This window comes from Kitasatospora sp. NPDC059795 (genome assembly GCF_042732175.1).
GTDB lineage: Bacteria > Actinomycetota > Actinomycetes > Streptomycetales > Streptomycetaceae > Kitasatospora.
This window is the reverse complement of the sequence record NZ_JBHWID010000004.1, coordinates 481,475-507,730: the sequence shown is the minus strand read 5'-3', so window position 1 is coordinate 507,730 and position 26,256 is coordinate 481,475. Positions and strand designations below refer to the sequence as shown.

The 26,256-nt window shown below is 73.3% G+C and carries 33 protein-coding genes and 1 pseudogene; 8 read left to right on the top strand and 26 right to left on the bottom strand.

Going from position 1 to position 26,256, the window contains the following annotated elements; genetic code table 11:
• The 4 genes and pseudogenes from ACFV4P_RS11885 to ACFV4P_RS11870 form a co-directional block, all read right to left on the bottom strand.
• A pseudogene (locus tag ACFV4P_RS11885) lies at nt 1–272 on the bottom strand (IS982 family transposase); the annotation flags it as partial.
• A gap of 63 nt (nt 273–335) precedes the next feature.
• On the bottom strand, nt 336–725 hold the full coding sequence (locus ACFV4P_RS11880; RefSeq protein WP_380469921.1) for a roadblock/LC7 domain-containing protein: 390 nt from the start codon (nt 723–725) through the stop codon (nt 336–338).
• A gap of 29 nt (nt 726–754) precedes the next feature.
• Entirely contained in the window at nt 755–1,696 is a 942-nt protein-coding gene (locus ACFV4P_RS11875) for a hypothetical protein (protein WP_380469918.1), read from the bottom strand.
• A complete protein-coding gene (locus ACFV4P_RS11870) occupies nt 1,693–2,052 on the bottom strand; it encodes a hypothetical protein (RefSeq protein ID WP_380469916.1) in 360 nt (119 codons plus the stop codon). The genes ACFV4P_RS11875 and ACFV4P_RS11870 overlap by 4 nt, the downstream gene beginning before the upstream one ends.
• A 143-nt stretch (nt 2,053–2,195) precedes the next feature.
• Between ACFV4P_RS11870 and ACFV4P_RS11865 the strand changes: the two genes are divergently transcribed.
• Nucleotides 2,196–2,561: a hypothetical protein gene (locus ACFV4P_RS11865; RefSeq protein WP_073813644.1), complete on the top strand. Its 366-nt coding sequence runs from the start codon at nt 2,196–2,198 to the stop codon at nt 2,559–2,561.
• 258 nt (nt 2,562–2,819) lie between these two features.
• Here the strand turns inward: ACFV4P_RS11865 and trpA are convergent, their stop codons facing one another.
• The 9 genes from trpA to hisI form a co-directional block, all read right to left on the bottom strand.
• Entirely contained in the window at nt 2,820–3,629 is an 810-nt protein-coding gene (gene trpA / locus ACFV4P_RS11860) for a tryptophan synthase subunit alpha (RefSeq protein ID WP_380469914.1), read from the bottom strand.
• A gap of 2 nt (nt 3,630–3,631) precedes the next feature.
• Entirely contained in the window at nt 3,632–4,864 is a 1,233-nt protein-coding gene (trpB, locus tag ACFV4P_RS11855; protein WP_073813648.1) for a tryptophan synthase subunit beta, read from the bottom strand.
• Between the two features lie 216 nt (nt 4,865–5,080).
• The gene (gene trpM, locus ACFV4P_RS11850; RefSeq protein WP_380469912.1) at nt 5,081–5,230 is read right to left on the bottom strand and encodes a tryptophan biosynthesis modulator TrpM; all 150 of its coding nucleotides are present in this window, start codon (nt 5,228–5,230) and stop codon (nt 5,081–5,083) included.
• 9 nt (nt 5,231–5,239) lie between these two features.
• Nucleotides 5,240–6,052, bottom strand: coding sequence for an indole-3-glycerol phosphate synthase TrpC (trpC, locus tag ACFV4P_RS11845; RefSeq protein WP_380469910.1), 813 nt, complete (start codon nt 6,050–6,052; stop codon nt 5,240–5,242).
• 141 nt (nt 6,053–6,193) lie between these two features.
• Nucleotides 6,194–6,646, bottom strand: coding sequence for a DUF2752 domain-containing protein (locus ACFV4P_RS11840; RefSeq protein WP_380469909.1), 453 nt, complete (start codon nt 6,644–6,646; stop codon nt 6,194–6,196).
• A gap of 94 nt (nt 6,647–6,740) precedes the next feature.
• The gene (locus tag ACFV4P_RS11835) at nt 6,741–6,989 is read right to left on the bottom strand and encodes an HGxxPAAW family protein (RefSeq protein ID WP_380469907.1); all 249 of its coding nucleotides are present in this window, start codon (nt 6,987–6,989) and stop codon (nt 6,741–6,743) included.
• Nucleotides 6,990–7,125: 136 nt separating this feature from the next.
• Entirely contained in the window at nt 7,126–7,674 is a 549-nt protein-coding gene (locus ACFV4P_RS11830; protein ID WP_380469955.1) for a TIGR02234 family membrane protein, read from the bottom strand.
• Between the two features lie 105 nt (nt 7,675–7,779).
• Complete coding sequence (locus tag ACFV4P_RS11825; RefSeq protein WP_380469905.1) at nt 7,780–9,282, bottom strand: anthranilate synthase component I; 1,503 nt, start codon at nt 9,280–9,282, stop codon at nt 7,780–7,782.
• Between the two features lie 41 nt (nt 9,283–9,323).
• Complete coding sequence (gene hisI / locus ACFV4P_RS11820) at nt 9,324–9,698, bottom strand: phosphoribosyl-AMP cyclohydrolase (RefSeq protein WP_073813850.1); 375 nt, start codon at nt 9,696–9,698, stop codon at nt 9,324–9,326.
• Nucleotides 9,699–9,807: 109 nt separating this feature from the next.
• Between hisI and ACFV4P_RS11815 the strand changes: the two genes are divergently transcribed.
• Nucleotides 9,808–10,506 (top strand): hypothetical protein, encoded by a 699-nt coding sequence (locus ACFV4P_RS11815; RefSeq protein WP_380469903.1) that lies wholly within the window; start codon nt 9,808–9,810, stop codon nt 10,504–10,506.
• 42 nt (nt 10,507–10,548) lie between these two features.
• Here ACFV4P_RS11815 and ACFV4P_RS11810 read toward each other — a convergent pair whose 3' ends face one another.
• Both ACFV4P_RS11810 and ACFV4P_RS11805 read right to left on the bottom strand, forming a co-directional pair.
• Complete coding sequence (locus tag ACFV4P_RS11810) at nt 10,549–12,075, bottom strand: WXG100 family type VII secretion target (protein WP_380469901.1); 1,527 nt, start codon at nt 12,073–12,075, stop codon at nt 10,549–10,551.
• A gap of 149 nt (nt 12,076–12,224) precedes the next feature.
• A complete protein-coding gene (locus ACFV4P_RS11805; RefSeq protein ID WP_380469899.1) occupies nt 12,225–12,518 on the bottom strand; it encodes a hypothetical protein in 294 nt (97 codons plus the stop codon).
• A 166-nt stretch (nt 12,519–12,684) separates the two neighbouring features.
• Here ACFV4P_RS11805 and ACFV4P_RS11800 point away from each other — a divergent pair, with 166 nt between their 5' ends.
• The 3 genes from ACFV4P_RS11800 (at nt 12,685) to ACFV4P_RS11790 (ending at nt 14,681) form a co-directional block, all read left to right on the top strand.
• The gene (locus ACFV4P_RS11800) at nt 12,685–13,158 is read left to right on the top strand and encodes a septum formation family protein (protein ID WP_380469897.1); all 474 of its coding nucleotides are present in this window, start codon (nt 12,685–12,687) and stop codon (nt 13,156–13,158) included.
• Nucleotides 13,159–13,180: 22 nt separating this feature from the next.
• Nucleotides 13,181–13,819: a TIGR03085 family metal-binding protein gene (locus ACFV4P_RS11795; protein WP_380469895.1), complete on the top strand. Its 639-nt coding sequence runs from the start codon at nt 13,181–13,183 to the stop codon at nt 13,817–13,819.
• 82 nt (nt 13,820–13,901) lie between these two features.
• Nucleotides 13,902–14,681, top strand: a complete 780-nt coding sequence (locus ACFV4P_RS11790) for a VOC family protein (RefSeq protein WP_380469893.1) — start codon at nt 13,902–13,904, stop codon at nt 14,679–14,681.
• Nucleotides 14,682–14,757: 76 nt separating this feature from the next.
• Here ACFV4P_RS11790 and hisF read toward each other — a convergent pair whose 3' ends face one another.
• The 8 genes from hisF to hisD are packed head-to-tail and all read right to left on the bottom strand — an operon-like array spanning nt 14,758 to nt 20,510.
• Nucleotides 14,758–15,528 carry an imidazole glycerol phosphate synthase subunit HisF gene (hisF, locus tag ACFV4P_RS11785; RefSeq protein ID WP_380469891.1) on the bottom strand — a complete coding sequence of 257 codons (771 nt, stop codon included), beginning with the start codon at nt 15,526–15,528 and terminating at the stop codon, nt 14,758–14,760.
• Nucleotides 15,525–15,959 (bottom strand): RidA family protein, encoded by a 435-nt coding sequence (locus ACFV4P_RS11780; RefSeq protein ID WP_380469889.1) that lies wholly within the window; start codon nt 15,957–15,959, stop codon nt 15,525–15,527. Before ACFV4P_RS11780 ends, hisF begins: the two co-directional genes overlap by 4 nt.
• Nucleotides 15,956–16,684 (bottom strand): bifunctional 1-(5-phosphoribosyl)-5-((5-phosphoribosylamino)methylideneamino)imidazole-4-carboxamide isomerase/phosphoribosylanthranilate isomerase PriA, encoded by a 729-nt coding sequence (gene priA, locus ACFV4P_RS11775; RefSeq protein WP_380469887.1) that lies wholly within the window; start codon nt 16,682–16,684, stop codon nt 15,956–15,958. The genes ACFV4P_RS11780 and priA overlap by 4 nt, the downstream gene beginning before the upstream one ends.
• 29 nt (nt 16,685–16,713) lie before the next feature.
• The gene (hisH, locus tag ACFV4P_RS11770; protein ID WP_380469885.1) at nt 16,714–17,349 is read right to left on the bottom strand and encodes an imidazole glycerol phosphate synthase subunit HisH; all 636 of its coding nucleotides are present in this window, start codon (nt 17,347–17,349) and stop codon (nt 16,714–16,716) included.
• 12 nt (nt 17,350–17,361) lie between these two features.
• Nucleotides 17,362–17,505: a hypothetical protein gene (locus tag ACFV4P_RS11765; protein ID WP_380469883.1), complete on the bottom strand. Its 144-nt coding sequence runs from the start codon at nt 17,503–17,505 to the stop codon at nt 17,362–17,364.
• Nucleotides 17,505–18,098, bottom strand: a complete 594-nt coding sequence (gene hisB / locus ACFV4P_RS11760) for an imidazoleglycerol-phosphate dehydratase HisB (protein ID WP_073813681.1) — start codon at nt 18,096–18,098, stop codon at nt 17,505–17,507. The genes ACFV4P_RS11765 and hisB overlap by 1 nt, the downstream gene beginning before the upstream one ends.
• A 7-nt stretch (nt 18,099–18,105) precedes the next feature.
• The gene (locus ACFV4P_RS11755) at nt 18,106–19,206 is read right to left on the bottom strand and encodes a histidinol-phosphate transaminase (RefSeq protein ID WP_380469881.1); all 1,101 of its coding nucleotides are present in this window, start codon (nt 19,204–19,206) and stop codon (nt 18,106–18,108) included.
• Nucleotides 19,203–20,510 (bottom strand): histidinol dehydrogenase, encoded by a 1,308-nt coding sequence (hisD, locus tag ACFV4P_RS11750; RefSeq protein ID WP_380469880.1) that lies wholly within the window; start codon nt 20,508–20,510, stop codon nt 19,203–19,205. Before hisD ends, ACFV4P_RS11755 begins: the two co-directional genes overlap by 4 nt.
• A gap of 94 nt (nt 20,511–20,604) precedes the next feature.
• Between hisD and ACFV4P_RS11745 the strand changes: the two genes are divergently transcribed.
• The 3 genes from ACFV4P_RS11745 to ybaK are packed head-to-tail and all read left to right on the top strand — an operon-like array spanning nt 20,605 to nt 23,543.
• Nucleotides 20,605–22,260, top strand: a complete 1,656-nt coding sequence (locus ACFV4P_RS11745) for an oxidoreductase (protein WP_380469879.1) — start codon at nt 20,605–20,607, stop codon at nt 22,258–22,260.
• Between the two features lie 48 nt (nt 22,261–22,308).
• Nucleotides 22,309–23,037, top strand: coding sequence for an LON peptidase substrate-binding domain-containing protein (locus tag ACFV4P_RS11740; RefSeq protein ID WP_073813689.1), 729 nt, complete (start codon nt 22,309–22,311; stop codon nt 23,035–23,037).
• Nucleotides 23,038–23,051: 14 nt separating this feature from the next.
• Nucleotides 23,052–23,543, top strand: a complete 492-nt coding sequence (ybaK, locus tag ACFV4P_RS11735) for a Cys-tRNA(Pro) deacylase (protein ID WP_380469877.1) — start codon at nt 23,052–23,054, stop codon at nt 23,541–23,543.
• 151 nt (nt 23,544–23,694) lie between these two features.
• On the opposite strand, the gene ACFV4P_RS11730 is transcribed toward ybaK, so the two are convergent.
• From ACFV4P_RS11730 to ACFV4P_RS11720, 3 genes are all read right to left on the bottom strand, one after another.
• Nucleotides 23,695–24,324, bottom strand: a complete 630-nt coding sequence (locus ACFV4P_RS11730) for a hypothetical protein (protein WP_380469875.1) — start codon at nt 24,322–24,324, stop codon at nt 23,695–23,697.
• 159 nt (nt 24,325–24,483) lie between these two features.
• Complete coding sequence (locus ACFV4P_RS11725; protein WP_380469873.1) at nt 24,484–25,284, bottom strand: ABC transporter permease; 801 nt, start codon at nt 25,282–25,284, stop codon at nt 24,484–24,486.
• Complete coding sequence (locus tag ACFV4P_RS11720) at nt 25,281–26,246, bottom strand: ABC transporter ATP-binding protein (protein WP_380469871.1); 966 nt, start codon at nt 26,244–26,246, stop codon at nt 25,281–25,283. The genes ACFV4P_RS11725 and ACFV4P_RS11720 overlap by 4 nt, the downstream gene beginning before the upstream one ends.
• Between the last annotated feature and the right edge of the window lie 10 nt (nt 26,247–26,256).

The window sequence follows — 26,256 nt, the reverse complement described above, 5'->3', positions numbered from 1 at the left end:
GCGGCCTTGCGCAGGCGCCGGTTGTAGCCGGACTGCCCGGGCAGGTACGGGAACAGGTGCCGCAGGTGGATGGTGGCGTGGCGGATCCAGCGGCGCTCGGAGGCGAAGCCGAGCAGGGCCTGCATCACGGCCAGGGTGACCAGTTCGGCGTCGCTCAGCCGTGGCTCGAGGCCGATCGCGGGCCGCCACGGCGCCAGATGGGGCGATTCCTTCAGCAGGTCGTCGGTCTTCACGTAGAGTGCGGTCGCGAGGGAGTCCAGGTCAGGCGTCACAACCGACCTTTGGACTCCCTCGCGTCATTTCATGCACGCCAGCGAGCCCTTGGCATCAATCATCTAGACGGCGGGGACCAGCCCGAAGAGTTCGCCCAGCCGGCGGATCGTCGCGGGGGACTCGCGGTACAGGCCGGCCAGGTCCAGGCCCTCGTCACCCAGGATCATCAGCAGCGCCCGGTCGCCGATCGCCAGCACCACGACGTAGCCGCCGTTGCAGCGGGTGACGACGTCGCGCAGGCCGCCCAGGCCGACCTCGGCGGCGGTGCGCTGCCCGAGACCGAGCATGGCGGCCGACAGTGCGGCGGCCGACTCGGGGTGGACGGCTGCCGTGTCGGCGGCCACCAGCAGGCCGTCGGCGGTCGAGACCACACTCTCGGCGATCCCCATGACCCGCTCACGGAGGGACTTCAGCTCGGCGACGACTGCGGCGGGCGACGTCTGACTGCTCATGGTGCGCTCTTCTCGCTCTACTCGGTCTGTCAGGTCGATTCGGTGGGCACGGGCGGTGCGGCCTGCACGGACGGCCAGGTCCGCTCGGCCCGGCGCTCCGGCGTCCCGTCCGCGGCGACCGGGGCTCGACGCCCCGGAATCCGGCGCGGCAGTGGTCCGGTGACGCCCGGCGGCGGTCCGGCGGGCGGCGTGCGCAGGCCGATGGCCGGTCCGCCCGGGGCGGCGGGCGCCGGCTCCCGGTGGAGCAGGTGCCGGGCGTCCATCCGGACCAGGTCGAGCATCACCGCGAACACCCCGCGCCCGAGGGCGAATCCGAGGTCGCGGGCGGTACGTCGGCCGGTGGCCGCGACCAGCAGTTCCCGGTACCGGGCCGGAATCCCCGCCGTCGCCGCCCCGGCCTGCGCGGCGGGACGAATCCGGACCCGGGCCAGTGCGCCGGGCGGACTCCCGAGCCGGGTCAGCAGGGACACCCGCCGGGCGGTCTCCTCGAAGAGCCTTCGCGGTTCGATGCCCGGCCGCAGCGCGATCCGGGCGGGCGCGTCCGCCTCGGCGACCTGCCAGCCGCCGGGTCGGCTCAGCACCAGGGCGAAGGCCGCGTCGAACAGGGCGGACGCGCAGACGGTCTCCAGTTCGGCGGCGCCGATCGCCCCCCGGGCCACCAGCACCGCGCCCAGGTCCCCGTGGGCGCCCGAGGGAAGGTCGGCCACCGCGGCCGTCCAGTCCGCCTCGGCGATCCGACCGGACCTGAGCAGCAGCGTCCCGACGGCGGGGGCGCCGGGGGTCTCGATCGCGGTGATCAGCCCCCGCTCCAGGTGGATCGTGCCGCCAGGCGTGCTGGCGACGACGATCGAGCCGGTGAACTCCGCCCGGCGCAGCGTCAGCAGCAGGGCCGGAACGTTGCGCGCGGCGGACGGGTCGGACGGGTCCGCGGACCGCCCGGACCGGTCGGCGCCGCCCGGGGCATCGGTCACGTCAGCAGGCCCTTGGCCAGGTCGGCGCTCTGCCGGATCGCCAGGGCCAGATTGGTGCGGGTGCGGTCCAGCACGGTGGCCAGCAGCAACGGGTCGCCCCGACGCGGGACCAGCTGGACGACCTGGTGGTGGCGGGTGGTGGTGACCACCAGGCTCTCCAGCTCCCCCACGACCCCGGCCGCACCGAGCCCTTCGCCGACCAGCGCCACCAGTTCGGCGAGTTCGGCGCCCGTGCCCAGCGGCCGGTGCTCCCCGACGGCGTGGTGGCCGAGGCCCGAAACGGCGTCGACGACGACGGCGCCAACCGCCCCGGGGGAATCGAGCACCTCGGAGAGGGACGCTTCGAGTGCGCGCACCAGTACCCCTTCGCTTTCCGAACTCCTGCGCAGCGTACTTTATTGCACGAATCCCGCACGATGCCCCGGGGCAACTCTTCTTGCTAACTTGTCCCCTGCACACAGGAGTTCTGCCCGGAATTCACGCAAAGGACGAACAGCTCATGAACATTGACAGCGCGCTCGCGGAGGCCATGGGCATCGAGGGTGCCATCGGGGTGGCCCTGGTCGACTACGAGAGCGGCATGTCACTCGGGTTCCTCGGCGGCAGCCAGCAGCTCGACCTGGAAATCGCGGCAGCCGCGAACACCGAGGTCGTCCGGGCGAAGATGCGGGCGCTGGCCGCGCTGTCGATCGACGAGACCATCGAGGACGTCCTGATCACCCTGAGCGGCCAGTACCACCTGATCCGCCCGCTGGCCAGCAGCCAGGGCTCGCTCTTCCTCTACCTGGCGCTGGACCGCTCGCGCGGCAACCTGGCGCTCGCCCGGCACGGCCTCAAGCGGATCGAGTCCTCCCTGGCGATCTAGCGCCTGTCCGGTCGGACCGGCCCTGGGCCCGTTCTCCCGGGGCATTCCCGGCGGGAGCGGGCCGGGCAAAAGACCGGGCGGTGAAACAATGCGTGAGGGTCCGACTACTGCGGGCCAGATCGGGGAATTCCGGCCAGGAATTCCGCCGGTGCGGGCCGGGAAATGGCGTGACTTTCCGGTGACCGACCGTCATGTCCGCCCCGGTGTTCCGCCGTTCCCCTGCGGGGCGGCCGGCGGAACACCGGGGCGGCGGAGCCGTCAGCGGCGGCGGACGCCCGACGCCAGGTCGGCGGCCAGCTCCCGGACGGCGGTCAGGCCGGCCTCCGGGTCGGCGGCCTCCAGCAGGCGCTTGACGAACGCGGAGCCGACGATCACGCCGTCCGCGAAGGCCGCGACCTCGGCGGCCTGCTCGGCGTTGGAGACGCCCAGGCCGACGCAGACCGGCAGCGGCGTGGTGGCGCGGGTGCGGGCCACCAGGTCCTCGGCCAGGTTGCCGACCGCGGAACGGGTGCCGGTGACGCCCATCACGGCGGCGGCGTAGACGAAGCCGGAGCCGGCCGCGGTGACCTCGGCCAGGCGGGCGTCCTTGGAGGACGGGGCGACCACGAACACGGTGTCCAGGCCGTGCTCCTCGGCGGCCTTGCGCCACTCCGCGGACTCCTCGACCGGCAGGTCGGGCAGGATGCAGCCCGCGCCGCCGGCCGCGGCCAGGTCGGCCGCGAACCGGGCCACGCCGTAGCGGTCGACCGGGTTCCAGTACGTCATCACCAGCACCGGCGTGGCCGGGTGGGCGGCGGCGACCTCGGCGACGGTGCGCAGCACGTCCTTGATCTTCACGCCGCCGCGCAGCGCGATGTCGTCGGCGGTCTGGATGACCGCGCCGTCCAGCACCGGGTCGGAGTGCGGCAGGCCGACCTCGACGACGTCGCAGCCGCCCTCGATCAGCGCGTTGATCGCGGCGATGCCGCCGTCGACGGTCGGGAAGCCGGCCGGCAGGTAGCCGATCAGGGCGGCCCGGCCCTCGGCCTTGGCGGCGGCGAGGGTGGTGGTGAGCTGGGTGTCGGCCATGATCAGTTGGTCCCCTCGGCGTCGTCGTAGAGGCCGAAGTACTCGGCTGCGGTGTGCATGTCCTTGTCGCCACGGCCGGAGAGCGAGACCAGGATGGTCGCCTCCGGGCCCAGCTCGCGTCCGAGTTCGAGCGCGCCGGCCAGGGCGTGCGCGGACTCGATGGCCGGGATGATGCCCTCGGTGCGGGACAGCAGCCGCAGCGCCTCCATCGCGGCACGGTCGGTGACCGGACGGTACTCGGCCCGGCCGGTGTCCTTCAGCCAGGCGTGCTCGGGGCCGACGCCCGGGTAGTCCAGGCCGGCCGAGATCGAGTGCGACTCGATGGTCTGGCCGTCCTCGTCCTGCAGCACGTAGGTGCGCGAGCCGTGCAGCACGCCCGGGTCGCCCTTGGTCAGGGTGGCGGCGTGCCGGGGGGTGTCGGCGCCGTCGCCGGCCGCCTCGAAGCCGACCAGGCGCACGCCCGCGTCCGGGATGAACTCGTGGAAGATGCCCATCGCGTTGGAGCCGCCGCCGACGCAGGCGACCACCGCGTCGGGCAGCCGCCCGGTGCGCTCCAGCACCTGGCGGCGGGCCTCGACGCCGATCACGCGGTGGAAGTCGCGCACCATCATCGGGAACGGGTGCGGGCCGGCCACGGTGCCGAACAGGTAGTGGGTGGAGTCGACGTTGGCGACCCAGTCGCGGAACGCCTCGTTGATGGCGTCCTTCAGGGTGCGGCTGCCGGAGGTGACCGGGATCACCTCGGCGCCCAGCATCCGCATCCGGGCGACGTTCAGGGCCTGCCGCTTGGTGTCGACCTCGCCCATGTAGACGGTGCAGTCGAGGCCGAACAGCGCGCAGGCGGTGGCGGTGGCCACGCCGTGCTGGCCGGCGCCGGTCTCGGCGATGATCCGGGTCTTGCCCATCCGGCGGGTCAGCAGCGCCTGGCCCAGCACGTTGTTGATCTTGTGCGAGCCGGTGTGGTTGAGGTCCTCGCGCTTGAGCAGCACCCGCGCCCCGCCGGCCTCGGCGGAGAAGCGGTGGACGTCGGTCAGCGGGCTGGGCCGACCGGTGTAGTCCTTCAGCAGGGTGTCGAGTTCGGCGGCGAACGACGGGTCGGCCTTGGCCTTCTCGTACTCCTCGGCGACCTGCTCGACGGCGGCGACCAGCGCCTCCGGGATGAAACGGCCGCCATAGGCGCCGAAGTAACCGCGAGCGTCCGGGACTTGGGTACCCGGAACGTTGAGCTCGGACATGGACAGTCCTCTGTCTGGAAGTGGACGGCGTGAAGATGGAACGGGCGGCCCGGGCCTGTCCGGCCGATCTTGCCGGGCGCGCGACGCCGGATCATCCCGCCTGGAAGCACCGACAAACCATCCAAGTACACCCAGTACGAGGACGGTTCGCCGGCACTCCCAGCCGGGCGCCCGACGCCGCGCGCCTTTCCGACAAGATCGACCGGACAGGCCCGCTCAGCCGCAGGTTCCGCGCCATCGACGTCCGGGGACCTGTCCGGGCTCGCAGCCGATCACGTACCGCACCCGCCGCCCCAGCACCCGGCGTGCGGGCGCGCGGCAGCCGCGCGGGCGGCAACCGGGGGCGAGGCGGACGGCGATCGACATGGCGGAGGGTCAGCCCCGTCCGTTGTTGCGCAGCGCCGGGTGGGCGCCGGCGGCGACCAGGTCGGCGACGGCGGTCCGCGGGTCGCGGCCGGTCACCAGGGCCTCGCCGACCAGCACCGCGTCGGCGCCCTGGTTGGCGTAGGTGATCAGGTCGTGCGGGCCGCGCACCCCGGACTCGGCGACCTTGACGATGTGCGCCGGGATGGCGTCCACCACGTTGCCGAAGGTGTTCCGGTCGACCTCAAGGGTCTTCAGGTTGCGGGCGTTGACGCCGATGATCTTCGCGCCGGCGTCCACCGCGCGGGCGATCTCCTCCTCGTCGTGCACCTCGACCAGCGGGGTCAGCCCGATCGACTCGGCCCGCTCGATGAGCGAGACCAGCGCCGGCTGCTCCAGCGCGGCGACGATCAGCAGCGCCAGGTCCGCGCCGTGCGCGCGGGCCTCCCACAGCTGGTAGGCGGTGACGATGAAGTCCTTGCGCAGGATCGGGGTCTCGACCGCGGCACGCACCGTGTCCAGGTCGGCCAGCGAGCCGCCGAAGCGGCGCTGCTCGGTGAGCACGCTGATCGCGGCGGCGCCGCCGGCCGCGTAGTCGACCGCCAGCGCGGCCGGGTCGGCGATCGCCGCCAGCGCGCCCTTGGACGGGCTGGAGCGCTTGACCTCGCAGATCACCCGGACACCGTCGCCGCGCAGCGCGGCCACGCCGTCCTTCGCCTCGGGTGCCTTGGCGGCGAGCTCCTTGAGCTCGTCCAGGGAGGTCCGGGCCTGGCGCTCCGCGAGGTCCTGCCGGACCCCGTCGATGATCTCGTCGAGCACAGTCACGCGTGCGCCCCCATCGTGTATCGCTGGTGTGGCCGGGGGCACAGGTGCACGCCCTCGGCCTTTCGATGGTATCGGGCCCGGGGGGCGCACTGCGCACCAGTCCGGCGCACGTCTCGCTCTGCGGACCGTCCGACGGGCCGCTCACACCGCCGGGGGCGCGAGTCCGGCGCCGATCGGCAGGTTGCGGACCACCGCGAACACGGCCAGCGCGACCATCAGCAGCACGGTCTGCCGGCCGGTCAGCCGGACCCCGGCGGGGCGGCCGCGCACCGCCCGCACCGTCCAGCGCACCCACAGGGCCAGCGCGGCCAGCGCCAGCAGCGTCACCATCAGGTTGTCGTGGCCGGCGGTCAGCAGATCGCCCCTGGTCAGCGCATGCACGCAGCGCAGGCCGCCGCAACCGGGGCACCACCAGCCGGTGGCCTGCAGCAGCGGGCAGACCGGGTAGTGGCCGGGCGTGTTCGGGTCGACGGCGCCGACGAACGCGGTGGGCATCGCCACCGCGGCCAGCGCCGCCAGCGGGCGGACCAGGCGGCGCGGTACCGAGCCGGAGTCGGGGGCAGTGCCGGGTTCGGGGGCGGCAGGAGCGTTCACGGGCACGATTGTGCCCGGGTCGACCCGGAACCCGTCCCGGAAAACGCCGAACGGCGGGCCGGGGGCCCGCCGTCCGTACCGTGCTCGACCGAGGTCAGGCCGCGGAGACCGCGGCGCGCTCCTCGGTGGTCACCGGCGCGAAGTTCTTGCTGGGCTGCTTGCCCATGCCTGCCATCGACATCGCCTTGCCGACCACGCCGCCGATCAGGACCACGGCGAGGCCCGCGATGGTCAGCACGACGCTCGGCATGATCATGGCCACGCCGGCCACGCAGAAACCGACGAAGGAAATGACCACGCCGGTCCACGCGGCGGGGTTGTGGCCGTGCGCTGCTGAAGCCATCTTGATGCTGCTCCTTGTTTCTCCTGGGCCCCGGTCGGGCGGTCCTGGGGGGCGTTCGCTCGACGGGTTGACGCTTCCATTGTGCCGGGCCGAACACGGCGTCCCCAAGCGGGGGCCGCCGTGGTCCCGAGCACACTCAGCCGGTCGGGTCCTCGCCGCGGTCCAGCGCCTTCCACAGGTCGGCGGGGCTGCCGCCGACCGGCCCGGCCGGACGCCGCCGGGTCGGGGCCTCGTAACGGGCGCCCATGGCGGGCCAGTTCCGGCCGAACCGCAGCGTCAGCAGGCCGGCCACGACCAGCAGCAGTCCGCCCGCCAGCGCCACCCACGGCCAGCCGGTGCGGGTGATCTGCTCGGCGTGCGCGCTGGCCAGCCCGAGCTGCCCGGCGGCGAGGTCGTGCAGGCCGGCGGTCTCGGTGCGGCCGATCAGCGCCCCGGCGACCGCGCCGATGCCCGCCAGCGCCATCAGCAGGCCCACCAGCATCCGGGCCCGGCCGCGCACCGCGAACACCGCGACGGCGGCGGCCATCGCCACCAGCGCCGTGCCGGTCGGCAGGCCGGTCAGCTTGCTGCCCGAGGCGGAGATCGCGATCCGGCCGCCGACCGAGCCGGGCGCGATCCCTTCCGCCCAGGTGCGGCCGGCGGCGGTCAGCACCAGGGTGGCGCCGAGCGCGGTCAGCAGCAGCATCAGCGCGAGGGTGCCGCGGGACGACGTGGGGGCGGGGGCAGTCTCACTCACCCGACCAGTGTCCCCGACCGCACGCCGACGCCCGCCACCGGCCCCGGCGGCCGGTCAGCGCAGGGTGTTGGCGGCGGCGACCGCCCGCAGCACCGCCTTGGCCTTGTTGCGGCACTCGGTGTCCTCGGCGTGCGGGTCGGAGTCGGCGACCACGCCCGCCCCGGCCTGCACGTACGCGGTGCCGCCGCGGATCACCGCGGTGCGGATCGCGATCGCGGTGTCCGAGTCGCCCGCGAAGTCCAGGTAGCCGACGCAGCCGCCGTACAGGCCGCGCCGGGTCGGCTCCAGCTCCTCGATGATCTGCATCGCGCGCGGCTTGGGCGCACCCGACAGCGTCCCGGCCGGGAAGCAGGCGGTGAGCACGTCCAGCGCGCTGCGGCCCTCGGCGACCTTGCCGGTGACGGTGGAGACGATGTGCATCACGTGGCTGTAGCGCTCGACCGCCATGAACTCCACCACCTCGACCGAGCCCGGCGCACAGACCCGGCCCAGGTCGTTGCGGCCCAGGTCGACCAGCATCAGGTGCTCGGCCCGCTCCTTCGGGTCGGCCAGCAGCTCGGCGGCCAGCTCGGCGTCCTCCAGCGCGGTCGCGCCGCGGTGCCGGGTGCCGGCGATCGGGTGCACCATCGCCTCGCCCTCGGCGACCTTGACCAGCGCCTCCGGACTGGAGCCGACCACGTCGAAGCCGCCCTCCGCGCCGCCGTCCGGGCCGGGGAAGCGGAACAGGTACATGTACGGGCTGGGGTTGGTGGTGCGCAGAACGCGGTAGACGTCCAGCGCGGACGCCTCGCAGGGCGCCTCGAAACGCTGCGAGGGCACCACCTGGAACGCCTCGCCGGCCCGGATCCGCTCCTTCACCACCTCCACCGCCTTGCGGTAGGGCGCGCCGCCGAACGGCGAGTGCGCCTCCACCTCGGTCGGCGTCCAGGTGGCCAGGCCCGGCTCGACGGGGCGGCGCAGGTCGGCCTCCATCGCGTCCAGCCGGGCCACCGCGTCGGCGTGCGCCTCGTCCACGCCGGTCGCCAGGTCGTTGTGGTTGACGGCGTTGGCGATCAGCAGCACGGTGCCGTCGGAGTGGTCGAGCACCGCCAGGTCGGTGGCCAGCAGCAGCGTCAGCTCGGGCAGCTTCAGGTCGTCCGGGGTGAGGTTCGGCAGGTTCTCCAGCCGGCGGACCACGTCGTAGCCGAGGTAGCCGACCAGGCCGCCGGTGAGCGGCGGCAGGCCGTCGTCCGGGTGCCGGGGGGTGTGCAGGGCCGCCAGCGTGGCCCGCAGCACCTCCAGCGGGTCGCCGGAGGTCGGGATGCCGACCGGGGGCTCGCCCAGCCAGCGCGCGCCGCCGTCCGGCCCGACCGTCAGCACCGCGCCGGAACGCACCCCGACGAACGAGTACCGGGACCAGCTGCCCTGCTCGGCGGACTCCAGCAGGAACGTGCCGGGCCGCTCGGCCGCCAGGCTGCGGTACACGCCGATCGGAGTGAGGCCGTCCGCGAGGAGCCGGCGGGTGACGGGAATGACCCGGGTGTCTGCGGCGAGCGCGCGGAAAGCCTCAAGTTCCATGGGGCACCGATCGGTTGTGTCGGACGGATGTGTGGGACAGGCTAGCGGGACAGCGGCAGCACGTCGGCGTCGAAGCACGTCCGCTCACCGGTGTGGCAGGCCGCGCCGACCTGGTCGACCTTGACCAGCAGGGTGTCGCCGTCGCAGTCCAGCGCGACGTGCTTCACGTGCTGCACGTGGCCGGAGGTGTCGCCCTTCACCCAGTACTCGTTGCGACTGCGGCTCCAGTACGTGCAGCGGCCGGTGGTCAGCGTGCGGTGCAGCGCCTCGTCGTCCATCCAGCCGAGCATCAGCACCTCACCGGTGTCGTACTGCTGGGCGACGGCGGGCACCAGGCCGTCCGGGGTGCGCTTGAGACGGGCGGCGATCGCCGGGTCCAGGGCGGTGCTGCCGGGGGCGGCGGGGTTGGTCGACATGCCGTCCATTCTCGCAGGACGCCCCGGCCTGCCCCGGCGACCTCGGCCGGGCGGTAGTTTGACCCCCGACAAACAACAGAACTGCTCAGCACGATGGGGGATTTGCCGGGTGAGTCAGTACCAGTCGCAACCACTGCCGACCGCCGCGTTCGGTCACTACCTGCTCCAGCGGACGGCGGGCGAACACCTCCACCCCGGCGAGCCGATGATCGGCGCCTGGGCGATGAAGCTGGACCGCCTCGCACCGCTCTGGTGGGACCGCGACATCGTCCGCGCCGCGAGCCACGCCCCGCTGGCCTGGATCTACAACTTCTTCGTCAGGTTCTGGTACGGCTTCCTGCTGCACCTGATGCCGCGCTGGTTCGTCGTCCTGTTCATGCCGAGGATCTACCTGCTGCGCCCGTACGGCCTGTCGCTGACCCGCCGCGCCTACCGGGCGCTCCGCCGCCCGCTGCACGGCGGCTCGCTGAACGGCGACGAGGGCACCACGGCGTGGCAGTTCTGGCGGGCGGTGCGCACCACGCCCGGCGAGAAGCTGCGGGCCGACCACGACTACTTCACGGTGCTGCTGACGGACCGCCGCCTGCTGGTCCTCGCCCGCTGGACCACCATGCAGCACACCCAGCACTACCGGGCCGTCCCGCTGTACGAACTCCCGTTCGGCAGCTGGTGGTTGCGCCCCGACACCCCGAACGACGTGTGGGCCGCCCGACAGGACCTGCTGTTCGCGGACGGCTCCTGGATCGCCCTGGACTTCGAGGACTCCGCCGAGCGCGAGGCGTTCCGCAACGCGACGGCGGGGCGCTGACCGTACGGCCGGGCCCCGCCGTCGCCCCGGCGGCGGGGCCGGTCAGCCGAAGGCGGTCGCGATCCGCGACTCGTCCACCCGGTACGGCGCCGGGTCGTGGGCCAGGCCCACGTCGTGCAGGAGCTCCTGCTTGATCGCTTCCTTGTTGACGTCGCTCTTCAGGCCTTCCTTGGCCACCGCCAGCGAGGACTGGCCGGCCGCCTTCAGGCTGCCCTTCCAGGTGCCGTCGCCGCGCTGAAGGTTGTCGTCGTCCTCGATGCCCAGGGCGTGGTCGAAGCCCTGCTGCACCTGCTCCGTGATCTTCCCGTCCGCGTACTTGGCCGCCTTCGCGGCGAGGCCCTCGCCCTCCTCCAGCGACCGCAGTCCCTCGAACGCGGTCTTCACGCTCTTGAGCTCGGTCATCGCCTTGCGCGCCGACTCGATGTTGCGCACCGCCTTCACGGCGCTGCCCAACTCCTTGAGCGCCTTCAGCAGTTCCTCCAGCTTCTTGGCCAGCGTGGTGGAGACCTTCGCCACCCGGGCCACGAAGACGGCGACCTCCGCCTCCGTGATCAGCGCGTCCGCGATCAGGCCGATGCCCATGGTGACCACCGCGATCACCGCCTCCGCGGCCAGCGACACGATCAGCGCCTCGATCGCCTCGCTGATGATCTGGATGACCATTCCCTCGGCCATCGCGCACTCCTGCGCGGCCGAGTTGATGATCTGCGCGGTGTCGTGCATCCCCTTCGCGGTCTGGTCGAGCGCGTCCGCGACCTCGCCCATGTGACCGCCGAACGCGTCGCTGGCGCTGCCCGCCCAGTCCGCGGAGAGCGGCACCGCGCCGCCGCGCAGCTCGGCCGCGACCGACTGGACGGCGTGCGCCTGCGCCTGCCACTCCTCGGCGGCGGCGTTCAGCTGCGCGAGGTCGCCGGTGACCTTCTCCAGCATGTCCATCAGGCCGGACTGCTCCAGCGCCCACACGACCGCCTCGTCGAGCATCCCGCCCAGACCGTTCCGGTCCGGGTGGTTCGCCGGGTCGAGGTTCGCCATCGCCGCCTCGACCCGGGCGTGCGCCCAGGCATAGGCGTCGCTCTGCCGCTCCATGATGCCCACCGACGACGGGCCGTAGCCGATCATCTCGTGGCCGTTGCGCCCCGCCGCAGCCATACCGGCCTGCGCGGCCGCCGCACCGATGATCGAGCCGACCCCGCCACCGGTCCCGCCACCCGCCTCGCCGCCGGCGGCACCGCCCTCACCGACACCGTCCAGCCCGGTCGACGGCGAAGCGCCGGCACCCGGTGCCGGGTCCTTGGGGCCGAACAACTGGTCGCCCACCCAGTCGCCGGCACGCTGGCTCACGCTGTCGATGACGGTCGAAGCCCCGTCCTTCAGCTTGCCCTTGAACCACCCGTCCCGCGGATCGATCGGCCCGACCCCGGGCTCGCCGTCCCCGGCATCGCCCGCCGGGTGCTGCGGTGCCTGCGGCTGTGGCTGGGGATGCGTCGGCTGCGGCTGCTGCGGGACGTGCGTCGGCTGCGGCGGCTGCGGCTGCTGCGGGACGTGCGGCGGCGCCGGCGTCTGCGGCACGCGCGCCGCCGCCCCTCCCTGCCCCTGCCCCGGGCGGGGCAGCGTCCGCGGATCCGTCACCGGAGTCGACGGGGTCGACGGCTTGGACCGGCCCTGCGACGTCGGCGCCTTCGTGGAGGTCTTCGCCTTGTCGGAGGAGGGACTCCCCATTACTGCCCACCGCCCATCGTGCGCACCACGTAGTCCTCGTGGTCCTGGTAGTTCTGCGAGACGCCCGTCAGCCCCTCCGAGGTGCCGCTGACGGCGCTGCCGAGCGCGCCGATGTTCTCCCGGTTGGCGCTCGCGTGCTCCTCGTACGCCGACGCCAGGTGCTGGGCGTTCGGCAGGTGTCCGAAGGCATCGGACGAGATGGTGATCGCGGCGGTGACCGACGCGATCCTGCTCAGCTGTTCGGACTGCTCCGCGAGCAGTGACGCATATCGGTCGAGTGCGCCAGGTTCCACCCGAAACCCGCTGTCCCCCATGGCAGTTGCCCTCCCTCGGCGACCTTGTACAACAAGCCGGTCATCCTACTGATCCGCATGCAAAGGCTTGGCAAACAGATGTCCGAAAAGCACTGACGCGGCACCCTCCCCGCCCTCACAATGGCGGTGGAACAAGGGGGTTGGCATGACTGGCCGACAGAAGACCGTCCTGGGCACGGTGGTGGCGGTCGTTCTCGCCGCTCTGGCCGCCGTCCTGCTGTGGCCCGAGCCGCAGCGCCCGGCCGCTGCCGCGCCCCCGCCTCCCCCCAGTTCCTCCCCGGCACCTTCACCGAGTCCGACCAAGACGATTCCCTACCCGTACTTCACGCCGGGGACGTGCTTCCAGGTGCCGCGGCTCAGCAACGTGCAGCAGCCCACGGCCGTCCCGTGCGACCAGCAGCACGACGCGGAGGCGATCGCCAACGCGGTCCTCCCGGACGGCCTGGCGGATCTGCCGGCGATCTTCCGCAGCATGACGGACCTGTGCAAGGAGCCGACCAAGCAGGCCCTGGCCCGCACCACCGACGGCCCCCGGCACGGAACGTCGGTGGGTCTGCCGCTGGAGTTCTACCGACAGGGCGAGCGCGGAGTCACCTGCGCCCTGACGTTCAAGGCCTGACCCGCTGCGTAGGCTGTGCGGCATGTCGAGCCTTGCACGGGCCGAGCGTGCCCGTCTTTCCGGATTGTTGTCGGCGGCCGGCCCGGACGGGCCGACCTTGTGCGAGGGGTGGCTGACCAGGGATCTGGTGGCCCATCTGGTGGTGCGGGAGGGCCGGCCGGACGCGGCGGCCGGGATCAGGGTGCGGCCGCTCGCGGGCTGGACGCGGCGGGTGCAGGACCGCGCGGCGGCCCGCCCGTACGGGGAGTTGGTGAAGTCCTTCCGCTCGGGCCCGCCGGCCTTCTCGCCGTTCAACCTGCCGGGTGTGGACGAGGCGGCGAACCTGCTGGAGTACTTCGTGCACGCGGAGGACGTCCGCCGGGCGGTGCCGTTCGAACCGGAGGAGCCGAAGGCCGAGCTGGTCGAGGCGCTGTGGCGGCGGGTGCCGGTGGCGGCCCGGCTGGGCGAGTCGCGGCCGTCGGTGTCGTTGCGGCTGACGCGCCCGGACGGCCGGGAGGTGACGGTCCGTCGGCACGATCGGCCGCTGGTGACGGTGACCGGGGAGCCCGGCGAGCTGGTGCTGTTCCTGTTCGGGCGGGGCGGGAAGGCCGCGGTGACGGTGGAGGGCGAGCCGGAGGCGGTCGCCGAGCTGGCCGAGGCCCTGCCGCTGCCGGAGGACTGACGGCGCGTCGGCCGCCGCCGCCCCGGCCGGAGGTGCCAGCCTGAGCGGTGGCCCCGCCCACCCCGTCCTCCCTGGAGCACCCATGGTCAGCACCGATTTCCGGACCGGATCGCCGAACTGGATCGACCTCGGCAGCCCGGACCTCGCCGAGTCCGAGCTGTTCTACGGCGCGGTGTTCGGCTGGACCTTCGAGTCGGGCGGCCCGGACGCCGGCGGCTACGGCTTCTTCCGCAACGAGGGCCGCACCGTCGCGGCGGCCGGCCCGCTGACCGAGGCGGAGGCGCTGCCCGCCTGGACGGTGTACTTCCGCACCGAGGACGCCGACGCCACGGCAGCGGCCGTCGCCGAGGCCGGCGGCACGGTACGGGTGCCGCCGTCGGATGTCATGGCGGAGGGCCGGTTCGCCCAGTTCACCGACCCGACGGGCGGCAACTTCGCGGTCTGGCGGCCCGGGCGGACCCGCGGCCTGGAGGCCGTCCGGGAGCCCGGGGCGCTGTGCTGGGCGGAGCTGCACACCTCCGACCTGGCCAAGGCGCTGCGCTTCTACCAGCGGCTGTTCGGCTGGCGGACGCGCGCCAGCGAGGTGCCGGGCGTCGACTACACGGTGCTGTGCACCGCCGAGGGCTCGGACCCGTTCGAGGCGTCCTTCGGCGGCGCGGCGGGCGTCCATCCGCGGGTGAACGTCGGCTGGCTGGTGCACTTCGCGGTCGCGGACGCGCTGCTGACCACCGATCAGGTCCGCAAGGCCGGCGGGAGCATCGTGATCCCTCCGGAGCAGGTCCCGACGGTGGGCCGGGTCGCGGTGCTGGCGGACCCGTTCGGCGCGCAGTTCGCGATCCTGGAGCCGGAGCCCCGCCGGTAGAAGGCGGAGCCCCGCCGGTAGAAGCCCGCCGGTAGAAGGCGGAGCCCACCGGTGGGCCGGCGGGCTCCGCGAAGGATCAGCGGACGGGGTGCCCGGTGGTCCGCAGTTCGTCCTTGACCTGCCCGATCGTCAGGTCGCCGAAGTGGAAGACGCTGGCGGCGAGCACCGCGTCGGCGCCGGCGTCGACGGCGGGCGCGAAGTCGGCGAGCTTGCCGGCCCCGCCGGAGGCGATGACGGGCAGCGAGACGGCCTTGCGGACGGCCCGGATCATCTCCAGGTCGTAGCCGTCCTTGGTGCCGTCGGCGTCCATCGAGTTCAACAGGATCTCGCCGGCGCCGAGTTCGGCCGCGCGCACCGCCCACTCGACGGCGTCCAGGCCGGTGCCCTGCCGTCCGCCGTGGGTGGTGACCTCGTAGCCGGAGGCGGTCTCGGTGCCCTCGCCGCAGCGCCGGGCGTCGACCGACAGGACCAGCACCTGGCGGCCGAAGCGCTGCGCGATCTCGCGGATCAGTTCGGGGCGGGCGATCGCCGCGGTGTTGACGCCGACCTTGTCGGCGCCGGCCCGCAGCAGCTTGTCGACGTCCTCGACGGCGCGCACGCCGCCGCCGACGGTGAGCGGGATGAAGACCTGCTCGGCGGTGCGGCGGACCACGTCGTAGGTGGTCTCCCGGGAGCCGGACGAGGCGGTGATGTCGAGGAAGGTCAACTCGTCGGCGCCCTGGGCGTCGTAGAGCTTGGCGAGCTCGACCGGGTCGCCGGCGTCGCGCAGGTTCTGGAAGTTGACGCCCTTGACGACGCGTCCGGCGTCCACGTCCAGACAGGGGATGACGCGTACTGCGAGTGTCACGACTGTGTGCCTTCCAGGGTGCGGGCCAGGCCGGGGCGGTGGGCCTCCACCTCGACCTCGACCATCATGCGGGAGTCGGTCAGGCCCTCGACCACCACCATCGTGGTGACCGGCCGGACCTGGTCGAAGATTTCCTTGTGGGCGCGGCCGACCGCGTCGCAGTCCCGGACGTGGGTGAGGTACATCCGGGTGCGGACCACGTCGGTGGCGGTGAGTCCGTAGTGGTCGAGCGCGTCGAAGGCCACCTTGAAGGCGGCGATCGTCTGCTCGTACGGGTCGCCCTCGGCGAGGGTGACGCCGTCCTCGTAGGCGGTGCAGCCCGCGACCAGGACGAAATCCCCGGCTGCCACCGCCCGGGAGCTCCCGTACGCGTCCTCCCAGGGGGACTTTCCGGAGTGGCGGGCGGTGGTGGCCGGGGTTTCGTCGGTCATCGGGACACAGCCTCCAGGGCCTCTTCGAGGGTGAACTTCTGCTCGTAGAGGGCCTTGCCGACGATCGAGCCCTCGACGCCCTCCGGCACCAGGGTGGCGATCGCGCGCAGGTCGTCGAGCGACGACACGCCGCCGGAGGCGACCACGGGGCGGTCGGTGGCGGCGCAGACGTCGCGCAGCAGCTGCAGGTTGGGGCCGGTCAGGGTGCCGTCGCGGTTGACGTCGGTGACCACGTAGCGGGAGCAGCCCTCGGCGTCCAGGCGGGCCAGGACGTCGAACAGCTGGCCGCCGTCGCGGGTCCAGCCGCGGCCGCGCAGGGTGGTGCCGACCACGTCCAGGCCGACGGCGATCTGGTCGCCGTGCTCGGCGATCACCTTGGCGACCCACTCGGGGCTCTCCAGCGCGGCGGTGCCGAGGTTGACCCGGGTGCAGCCGGTGGCGAGCGCGGCGGCCAGCGACTCGTCGTCGCGGATGCCGCCGGACAGCTCGACCTTGATGTCGAGGCGGCCGGTGACCTCGCGGAGCAGGTCGCGGTTGCTGCCGGTGCCGAACGCGGCGTCCAGGTCGACCAGGTGCAGCCACTCGGCGCCGGCGTTCTGCCAGGCCAGGGCGGCGGCGAGCGGCTCGCCGAAGGAGGTCTCGGTGCCGGAGGCGCCCTTGACCAGGCGGACGGCCTGCCCGTCGCGGACGTCGACGGCGGGCAGCAGTTCGAGGCGGTTGGTCATGATCCGTTGGTCTCCCAAGTCGGAGGGCGTCAGAGAGTGTCGACCCAGTTGGTCAGCAGGGCGGCGCCGGCGTCGCCGGACTTCTCGGGATGGAACTGGGTGGCCCACAGCGGACCGTTCTCCACCGCGGCGACGAACGGCTGCCCGTGGGTGGTCCAGGCCACCTTGGGGGCGCGGATCTTCTCCGAGTGGGTCTCCAGCACCCAGTGCCGCACGCCGTAGGAGTGCACGAAGTAGAACCGGGTGTCGGCATCCATCCCGGCGAACATCCGGGTGTCGGCGGGGGCGTCGACGGTGTTCCAGCCCATGTGCGGGACGACGGGCGCGTCCAGCGGCTCGACCACGCCGGGCCACTCGTCGCAGCCGTCGGTCTCGACGCCGTGCTCGACGCCCTTCTCGAACAGGATCTGCATGCCGACGCAGATGCCCAGCACCGGGCGGCCGCCGGCCAGCCGCCGTCCGACGATCTGCTCGCCGCGCACCGCCTTCAGGCCGCGCATGCACGCCTCGAAGGCGCCCACGCCGGGCACCAGCAGGCCGTCGGCGTCCATCGCCTGCTGGAAGTTCGAGGTGACGGTGACGTTCGCACCGGTCCGCTCGACGGCGCGCTGGGCGGAGCGCAGGTTGCCGGAGCCGTAGTCCAGCACCACCACGTTCTTGGTCATGTCGCGGAGCTCCTAGAAGCGCAGGATGCCGGCGGCCAGGCACATGGCCGAGGCGAAGGCGAGGACGAGGATCACGCTCTTCGGCTTGTCCTGCTTCCAGAACGAGTAGACGCCGGTGGCGACGAAGATGCCGAGGAAGATCAGAACCGTCGCCATCAGAGGGCGCCCTTCGTGGACGGGAGGATGCCCTCGGCGCGTGGGTCGCGCTCGGAGGCGTAGCGCAGCGCCCGGGCCAGCGCCTTGAACTGGCACTCCACGATGTGGTGAGCGTTGCGGCCGTACGGCACGTGCACGTGCAGCGCGATCTGGGCCTGCGCGACGAAGGACTCCAGGATGTGTCGGGTCATCGTGGTGTCGTACGAGCCGATCATCGGGGCGATGCCCTCGGGCTCGCTGTGCACCAGGTACGGGCGGCCCGACAGGTCGACCGTGACCTGCGCCAGCGACTCGTCCAGCGGGACGGTGCAGTTGCCGAACCGGTAGATGCCGACCTTGTCGCCGAGCGCCTGCTTGAAGGCGGCGCCGAGGGCGAGGGCGGTGTCCTCGATGGTGTGGTGGGTGTCGATGTGCAGGTCGCCGTCGGTCTTCACGGTGAGGTCGAAGAGGCCGTGGCGGCCGAGCTGGTCGAGCATGTGGTCGTAGAACCCGACGCCCGTGGAGACGTCCGTCCTGCCGGTTCCGTCGAGGTCGATCTCGACCAGGACGGAGGTCTCCTTGGTGGTGCGTTCGACGCGGCCGATACGGGACATTGCGGGGTTACAGCTCCTTGATTGCAGCGGACACGGCGGCCAGGAAGGCGTCGTTCTCGGCGGGGGTGCCGGCGGTGACGCGCAGCCACCCGGGCACGCCGTTGTCGCGGACCAGCACGCCCCGGTCGAGGATCGACTGCCACACCGCGTGGGTGTCGGCGAAGCGGCCGAACTGGATGAAGTTGGCGTCCGAGTCGGTCACGTCGAGGCCCAGCTCGCGCAGCGCGACCACCAGCCGGTCGCGCTCGGACTTCAGCTGCTCGACGTAGCCGAGCAGCGTGTCGGTGTGCTCCAGGCAGGCCAGCGCCGTGGCCTGGGTGACGGCCGACAGGTGGTAGGGCAGCCGGACCAGCTGCACCGCGTCCACCACCGCCGGGTCCGCGGCCAGGTAGCCGAGCCGCAGGCCGGCCGCGCCGAACGCCTTCGACATGGTGCGCGAGACCACCAGGTTGGGGCGGCCCTCCAGCAGCGGCAGCAGCGAGTCGCGGTGCGAGAACTCGACGTACGCCTCGTCCACCACCACCAGGCTGGGCCGGGCGGCCTGCGCGGCCTCGTACAGCGCGAGCACGGTGTCGGCCTCGACGGCGGTGCCGGTCGGGTTGTTCGGCGAGCAGATGAACACCACGTGCGGGCGCAGCTCGGCGATCGCCTCGCGGGCCGCGTCCAGGTCGACGGTGAAGTCCTCGTTGCGCGGGCCGGAGATCCAGCCGGTGCCGGTGCCGCGGGCGATCAGCGCGTGCATCGAGTACGAGGGCTCGAAGCCGATCGCGGTGCGGCCGGGCCCGCCGAAGGTCTGCAGCAGCTGCTGGAGCACCTCGTTGGAGCCGTTGGCGGCCCACACCTGGTCCTTGGTCACGGCGTGGCCGGTGGTGTCGGTCAGGTAGGCGGCCAGGCCGGCCCGCAGCTCCACCGCGTCCCGGTCCGGGTAGCGGTTGAGCTGCCGGGCGGCGTCCGCGACCCGCTCGGCGATCCGGGCCACCAGCGGCTCGGGCAGCGGGTACGGGTTCTCGTTGGTGTTCAGCTGGACGGGCACGTCCAACTGCGGTGCGCCGTAAGGGGACTGGCCGCGCAGCTCGTCCCGGACGGGCAGGTCGTCGATCTTCGTCACGAGCTGGGCACGCTCCAGTCGAATCGGGCCTTCACAGCGTCTCCGTGACCGGGCAGGTCCTCGGCCTCGGAGAGGTTGACCACGTGCGCGGCGATGTCCGCCAGCGCCTGCCGGTCGTACTCGACGACCTGGACGCCGCGCAGGAAGGTCTGCACGGACAGGCCCGAGGAGTGGCAGGCGCAGCCGCCGGTGGGCAGCACGTGGTTGGAGCCGGCCGCGTAGTCGCCCAGCGAGACCGGGGTGAAGCGGCCGAGGAAGATCGCGCCGGCGTTGCGCACCCGCTCGGAGACGGCGTGCGGGTCGACGGTCTGGATCTCCAGGTGCTCGGCGGCGTACGCGTTGACGACGGCCAGGCCCTGGTCGAGGTCGTCGACCAGGATGATCCCGGACTGCGGGCCGCCGAGCGCCTCGGCCACCCGCTCGGAGTGCCGGGTGCGGGCGACCTGGGTCTTCAGCTCGGCCTCGACCGCGTCGGCCAGCTCGGCCGAGGCGGTGACCAGCACCGATCCGGAGGTCGGGCCGTGCTCGGCCTGGCTGATCAGGTCCGCGGCGACCTCGGCGGCGTCCGCCGTGTCGTCCGCGAGCACCATGATCTCGGTCGGGCCGGCCTCGGAGTCGATGCCGATCCGGCCGGCGAACAGCCGCTTGGCGGCCGCGACGTAGATGTTGCCGGGGCCGGTGACCAGGTTGACGGGCGCGCACTCCTCGGTGCCGAGGGCGAACATCGCCACCGCCTGGGCGCCGCCCACCGCGTACACCTCGTCCACGCCGAGCAGCGCGCACGCGGCCAGGATGGCCGGGTGCACCCGGCCGCCGAAGGCCTTCTGCGGCGGCGAGGTGACGGCGATGCCGCGCACCCCGGCCTCCTGCGCGGGCACCACGTTCATCACCACGGACGACGGGTAGACCGCCAGGCCGCCCGGCACGTACAGGCCGACCCGGTCGACCGGCACCCACCGCTGGGTGACGGTGCCGCCGGGCACCACCTGGGTGGTGCGGCCGGTGCGCCGCTGGTCGCTGTGGACGGCGCGGGCCCGGCGGATCGACTCCTCCAGCGCGGCGCGCACCTTCGGGTCGAGCTGCTCCAGGGCCTCGGCGATCTGCTCGGCCGGGACGCGGGTGGACGTCAGCCGCACCCCGTCGAAACGCTCGGTGATCTCTATCAACGCGGCCACGCCACGATGGCGTACATCCTCCGCGATCGGCCGCACCTTCTCAAGGGCGGCCTCCACGTCGAACTCGGCACGGGGCAGCACGTCGCGGGGGTCCTGATCGGAGCCGCGCAGGTCGATTCGAGAGATCACACGGCCAAGTGTAAGGAGTGACGAAAAACGACATCCGGGTATTTCAGTCCGTGATACGAAGGATGAGACGTCGACAAGATCATCGGGGGGTGCGGTGGAGCAGGCGCCGGACGACTGGACCGACATCGAGCGCGGGCTGTGGGAGGCGTTCCGCCACGGCGACGTGCACGACCTGCGGGCCGACCGCTCCGACCCCCGCACCGAACTGGTCCGGCCCGCCCCCGCCGGGCAGGCCGTCCGCCCGGACGAGGAGAGCCGCGGCCCCGACGACCCGTTCGACTCCACCCCCTGGGGGCCGGAGCGCACCGTCCGCGCCGAGGTGATCGCCCGGCTGCTGCTGCACGGCCCCGGGGCCGCACCCGGCAAGGTCACCGCGCTCAAGCTCACCGGCGCCCGGATCACCGGCCGGCTCGACCTGGCCGGCGGCCGGATCGACGGCTACGTCGAGCTGCGGCTGTGCCGCTTCGACCACAAGCTGCTGCTCTCCGAGGCCTCCGCCGCCACGCTGCGGCTGGTCTCCTGCGCACTCCCCCGGCTGGAGGCGTCCCGGATCGCCACCGAGGGCGACCTGCACCTGGCCCGCTGCGGCATACCCGCCGGCGTCCGGCTCACCGACGCCCGGATCGGCACCGACCTGCTGCTCAACCAGTCCGCCATCGGCCCCGACAGCTTCGGGCGCTCGCTGTCCGCCGACGGGATCGGCGTCAACCAGGACTGCGAGGCCGAACGGCTCGACGTGCTCGGCGAGGTGGGCCTGCGCTCGGCCCGGATCGGCGGCCGCCTCTCGCTGCGCGGCGCCACCCTGCGGGCCTCGCCCGTCAACCCCAACGCGCTCAACGCCCCGCGGATCACCATCGGCCACACCCTGTACCTGTCCGGCTCCGCCGACGCCGACTGGACGGGCTCCCGGACCGTCTACGGCTCCGGCTACGGCGAACCCGCCACCACCGCCGCCTACGAGGACGTCACCCAGACCCCGTTCCGCTCCTGGGGCCGGGTCCGGCTCTCCGACGCCCGCTTCGACAACGCCTGCCTGATCACCGCCGCCGAGTTCCACCTCGGCCCCGACCAGGAACTCTCCCTCAACCGGATCCAGACCCCCGAGCTCCGTTTCACCTGCCGAACCCCGCCCACCGGCACCGTCAGCCTCAACCGCGCCCGGATCGGCAACCTGGTCGACTCCCCCGACGCCTGGCCCACCGACCGGCACATCTCGCTCACCGGCTTCAGCTACGAGTCGCTCCGCCCCGCCGAGCCCTTCCCGCTGGAACGCCGCGTCGCCTGGCTGGAGTCCGGCGCCGAGTTCCGCCCCGAGGCCTACGAGCAGCTCGCCGCCGCCCTGCGCCGCGACGGCGCCGACGAGGACGCCCGCACCGTCCTGCTCGCCAAACAGCGCCGCCGCCGCGGCACCCTGCCGCTGCCCGGCCGGCTCTGGGGCCACCTCCAGGACGCCGCCGTCGGCTACGGCTACCGTCCCGGCCGCGCCGCCACCTGGCTGGTCCTCGCCTGGGCGCTCGGCACAATCTACTTCCAGGAGCACCCGCCCGAGCCGATCAAACCCGACGAACGGGTGGTGTGGAACCCCGCCCTGTACGCCGCCGGCAAGGTCCTCCCGCTGATCGACCTCGGCCAGGCCGGCTGGAACCCCGACCGCCCCGGCCAGTGGGTCGCCACCGCCCTGGTCCTCACCGGCTGGGTCCTCGCCACCACCGCCGTCGCCGGCGTCACCCGGCTCCTCCAGCGCGGCTAGCCGTAAGTCCGGAGCGGCGGCGGCCCCACGGGAACTACGCTGTCCGCCGTGACTGATCGGCTCCCGCTCTTCCCGCTCAACACCGTCCTGTACCCCGGGCTGGTGTTGCCCCTGCACGTCTTCGAGGAGCGCTACCGCCGGCTGGTCGCCGACCTGCAGAAGCTGCCCGAGGACGAGCCGCGCCGCTTCGGCGTGATCGCCCTCCGGGACGGCCGCGAGGTCGCTCCGGTCCGCGAACTCGACGCCCCCGCAGGCCCGTTGGACGGCATCGGCGCCCCCGGCGAGGACCCGCTGGACGCCCTCCACCCGGTCGGCTGCGTCGCCGACGTCGCCTCCGTCCGGGACCAGCCCGAGGGCCGCTACGAACTCCTCGTCACCGGCACCACCCGGTTCCGCCTGCGCGCCGTCGACGCCACCGGCCCCTACCTGGTCGGCGACGTCTCCGTGCTGCCCGAACAGCCCGGCGAGGGCTCCGGTGCACTCGCCTCCGGCGTCGAACGCGCCTTCCGCACCTACCAGAAGCGCCTGGCCGGCGCCCGCGAGGCCACCCTCAACGGCGAACCCGAGCTCCCCGACGACCCGCAGGTGCTCTCCTACCTGGTCGCCGCCGCCACCACCCTGCCGGTGGCCGTCAAGCAGGAACTCCTCGCCTGCCCCGACACCGCGCAGCGGCTCACCCGCGAGCTCGAACTGCTCCGCCGGGAGAGCGCGGTGATCGCCAAGCTCCCGTCCCTGCCCGCCATCGAGCTCACCCGCCAGGCGTTCAGCCCGAACTGAGGACTCCCCCGCCCATGCCCAGGAAGAAGACCGCCGGCGGCACCCCCGCCACCGTCGCCCTCGACGCGGCCGCCGTCCCGTTCACCGTCCACGAGTACGCCCACGACCCCGCCGCGAGCTCCTACGGCGCGGAGGCCGCCGAAGTCCTCGGCGTCCCGCCGGCCCGCGTCTTCAAGACCCTGCTCGCCGAGACCGACGGCGCCCTCGCCGTCGCCGTCGTCCCCGTCTCCGGCCAACTCGACCTCAAGGCCCTCGCCACCGCGCTCGGCGCCAAACGCGCCACCATGGCCGACCCCACCGCCGCCGAACGCTCCACCGGCTACGTCCTCGGCGGCATCTCCCCCCTCGGCCAACGCAAGAAGCTCCGCACCGTCATCGACACCACCGCCCTGACCCACCCCACGGTCTACGTCTCCGCCGGCAGACGCGGCATGGAAATCGAACTCGCCCCGGCGGACCTGATCCGCCTCACCAACGCAGTCACGTGGGACATTGGCAGGCGATGAGCATTCAGGGGCGCGTGGGGGCACCTCCCGGCCCGCCAGGGCTGGGGGAGAACTGCGCGAAGGGGAACGCACCCCACCGCAAGATCGCGACGCGGGACAATGACCTGCACGTGATCGCGACCTTGCGGATGTGGTGCTGCGTCTCGCGTCCCTACTGGGGCGGCATCGCCCAGTACGGCGGCCGGTCCGGCTCCCGCTTGCCGAACGTCGCCGAGAGGGCGAGCAGCACGATGGTCGCCGTCATCGGCCACACCAGCAGCGCGCCGTGCGCGGTGAGCTCCAGCGGCCCGTCGAACGAACCCCCGTTGCCGACGGCCAGCGCGTGCGCGCGGAGGTCGGTGGTGGGGCCGAGCCGGGTGCCGAGCTGCCAGCCGATGACCGAGCCGAGGAGGCCGCCCGCGGTGAGGCCGACGGCGACGGCGATGCCGCCGCCGCGGGCGCGGGTCCAGAGGAAGGCGCCGAGGGCCGTGGCGACGCCGAGCGCGAGGCCGAGCAGGGAGAAGACGCCGACGGCGGCGATCTGGGCTTCGCCCTCGGGGTCGCGGTAGAGGATCCGGTTGTCCTGGACCTCGAACCCGATCCGCGGCGAGAGCCAGAGCCAGAGCAGGCCGAGCACGACGCCGAGGACCGCTCCGGCGACGGTGATGATCGCTCCGATCCGCAGCTCGGGGCCGACCGGCGGCCGCTCGACGGCGGCGGGCGGCTGCGGCAGGTGCGGCGGGGCGAACGGGTCCGCCCCGGGCGGCGGCGTGTCACCCGCAGGTGTGTTCGGTACGGTCACGCCCCCATCGTTTCACGGCCGCCCCCGCCGCTGTCGATCTCCTGTCGCGGTCCGTTCGACGGAAGCGGTCCGTTCGACGGAAGCGGTCCGTTCGACGGAAGCGGTCCGTTCGACGGAAGCGGTCCGTTCGACGGAAGCGGTCCGTTCGACGGAAGGCTCTCAGTGCGCGGCGCGCCGGTACGCCCAGGTGGCGAGCGTCAGCGAGGCGAGGCCGACCGCGCCGCAGACGCCGAGGTCGAGCAGGACGCGGGCCCAGTCGGGGTGCGGGGCGAAGGTGAGGGCGAAGGCGTCGACGCCGTAGCTGGAGGGCAGCAGGTCGCGCAGCCACTGCACCGGGACGGGCAGCCGGGAGGCCGGCAGGACGCCCAGCAGCAGCGCCGCGGACATGCCCAACTGCCCGGCGAGGGTGGCGAGTTCCTGGCGCGGGGCGAGCAGCCCGAGGGCCGCGCCGAGTCCGGCGAGCGCCGCGCCGGCCAGCGGGACCACGGCGAGCAGGATCCACAGCCGTCCCATCGGCAGCCCGAACATCCAGCTGCCGGCGGCGGCGGTGACGAACACTCCGGGCACGGTGAACGAGGCGTACGCGGCGGCGGTGCCGAGCACCACGGACGCGGGCGGGACGGGCAGCGTCGCGTAGTGGTCGAGGCCGCCGGTGTGGTGGAGCCGGCCGAAGTACTGGGCGAGCAGGTTGAGCGCCACGAAGGCGACGACCAGGACGGCGGAGCCGGCCACCACGGCGTGCGCGGAGGGGTTGTCGCCGGGGTCGACGACGCCGCGCATCATCACCAGGATGCCGATGGACTGGAAGGTCGCGACGAACAGCAGCGGGATCCGGGAGACCTTGGCCCGGGCCAGCTGGGCGCGGTAGACGGCGGCCAGCGCGGGCAGCAGCCGGGCGGCGGGGGCCAGCGGGGCGGCCGTCCCGGTCGCGGTGGCGGCGGGGGCGTCGAGCAGGGTCATCGGGCGAGTCCTCCGTGCCGGCCGCCGAGTCGGAGGTAGGCGTCCTCCAGGGTGGGGGTGGCGAGGGTGAAGTCGTCGAGTGCGGCGAAGGCGGGGCCGGTGGTGACGGCGGCGACCAGTTCCCGGGCCTCGTCGGGGGTGGTGCGCAGGGTCCAGCGGCGTCCGGTGCGTTCGGCGCGTTCGGCGAGCGCGGCGACGGCGGGGACGCCGGTGGGGGCGTCGTGCCGCCAGACCAGGTCGAGCCGGACGTGGCCGTCGACGAGTGCCTTGAGGCCGCCGGGGGTGTCGCAGGCGATGACCTTGCCGCCGTCGACCACGGCGACCCGGTCGAGGACGGTCTCGGCCTCGATGACGTTGTGGGTGACCAGCATCACGGTGGTGCCGCGTTCGGCGCGGCGGCGGTCGACGGCGCTCCACACGGCGCGGCGGGCGACCGGGTCCATGCCGGTGGTGGGTTCGTCCAGGACCAGCAGCGGGCGTTCGCCGACCAGGGTGGCGGCGAAGCAGGCGAGGCGGCGTTGGCCGCCGGAGAGTTTGGCGAGCGGCCGGTGGGCGAGCGGTTCGAGGCCGAGTTCGGTGATCACGTCGGCGGTCTCGGCGCGGGCGGCGGCGCGGGTGAGTCCGCGCAGGCGGCCGGTGGTCTCGGCGGCGAGGGCGACGGTGAGCTCGTCGAGGGCGGTGGATTCCTGGCCGAGGTAGCCGAGCAGCCGGGCGGCCCGTTCGGGGTGGCGGACGATGTCGTGCCCGAGCAGGTCGATGGTGCCGGCGTCGGGTCGGAGCAGGCCGGTGAGCTGGCGGACCAGGGTGGACTTGCCGGCGCCGTTGGGCCCGAGCAGCCCGAAGATCTCGCCGCGCCGGACGGCGAGATCGATGCCGTCGTTGGCCCGGACCTCGGTGCCGCCCGCCCGGTAGGTCTTGACCAGGCCGCTGATGGTGCAGCAGTCCTGAGGTGCCTTGCTCACGACGGAAGAC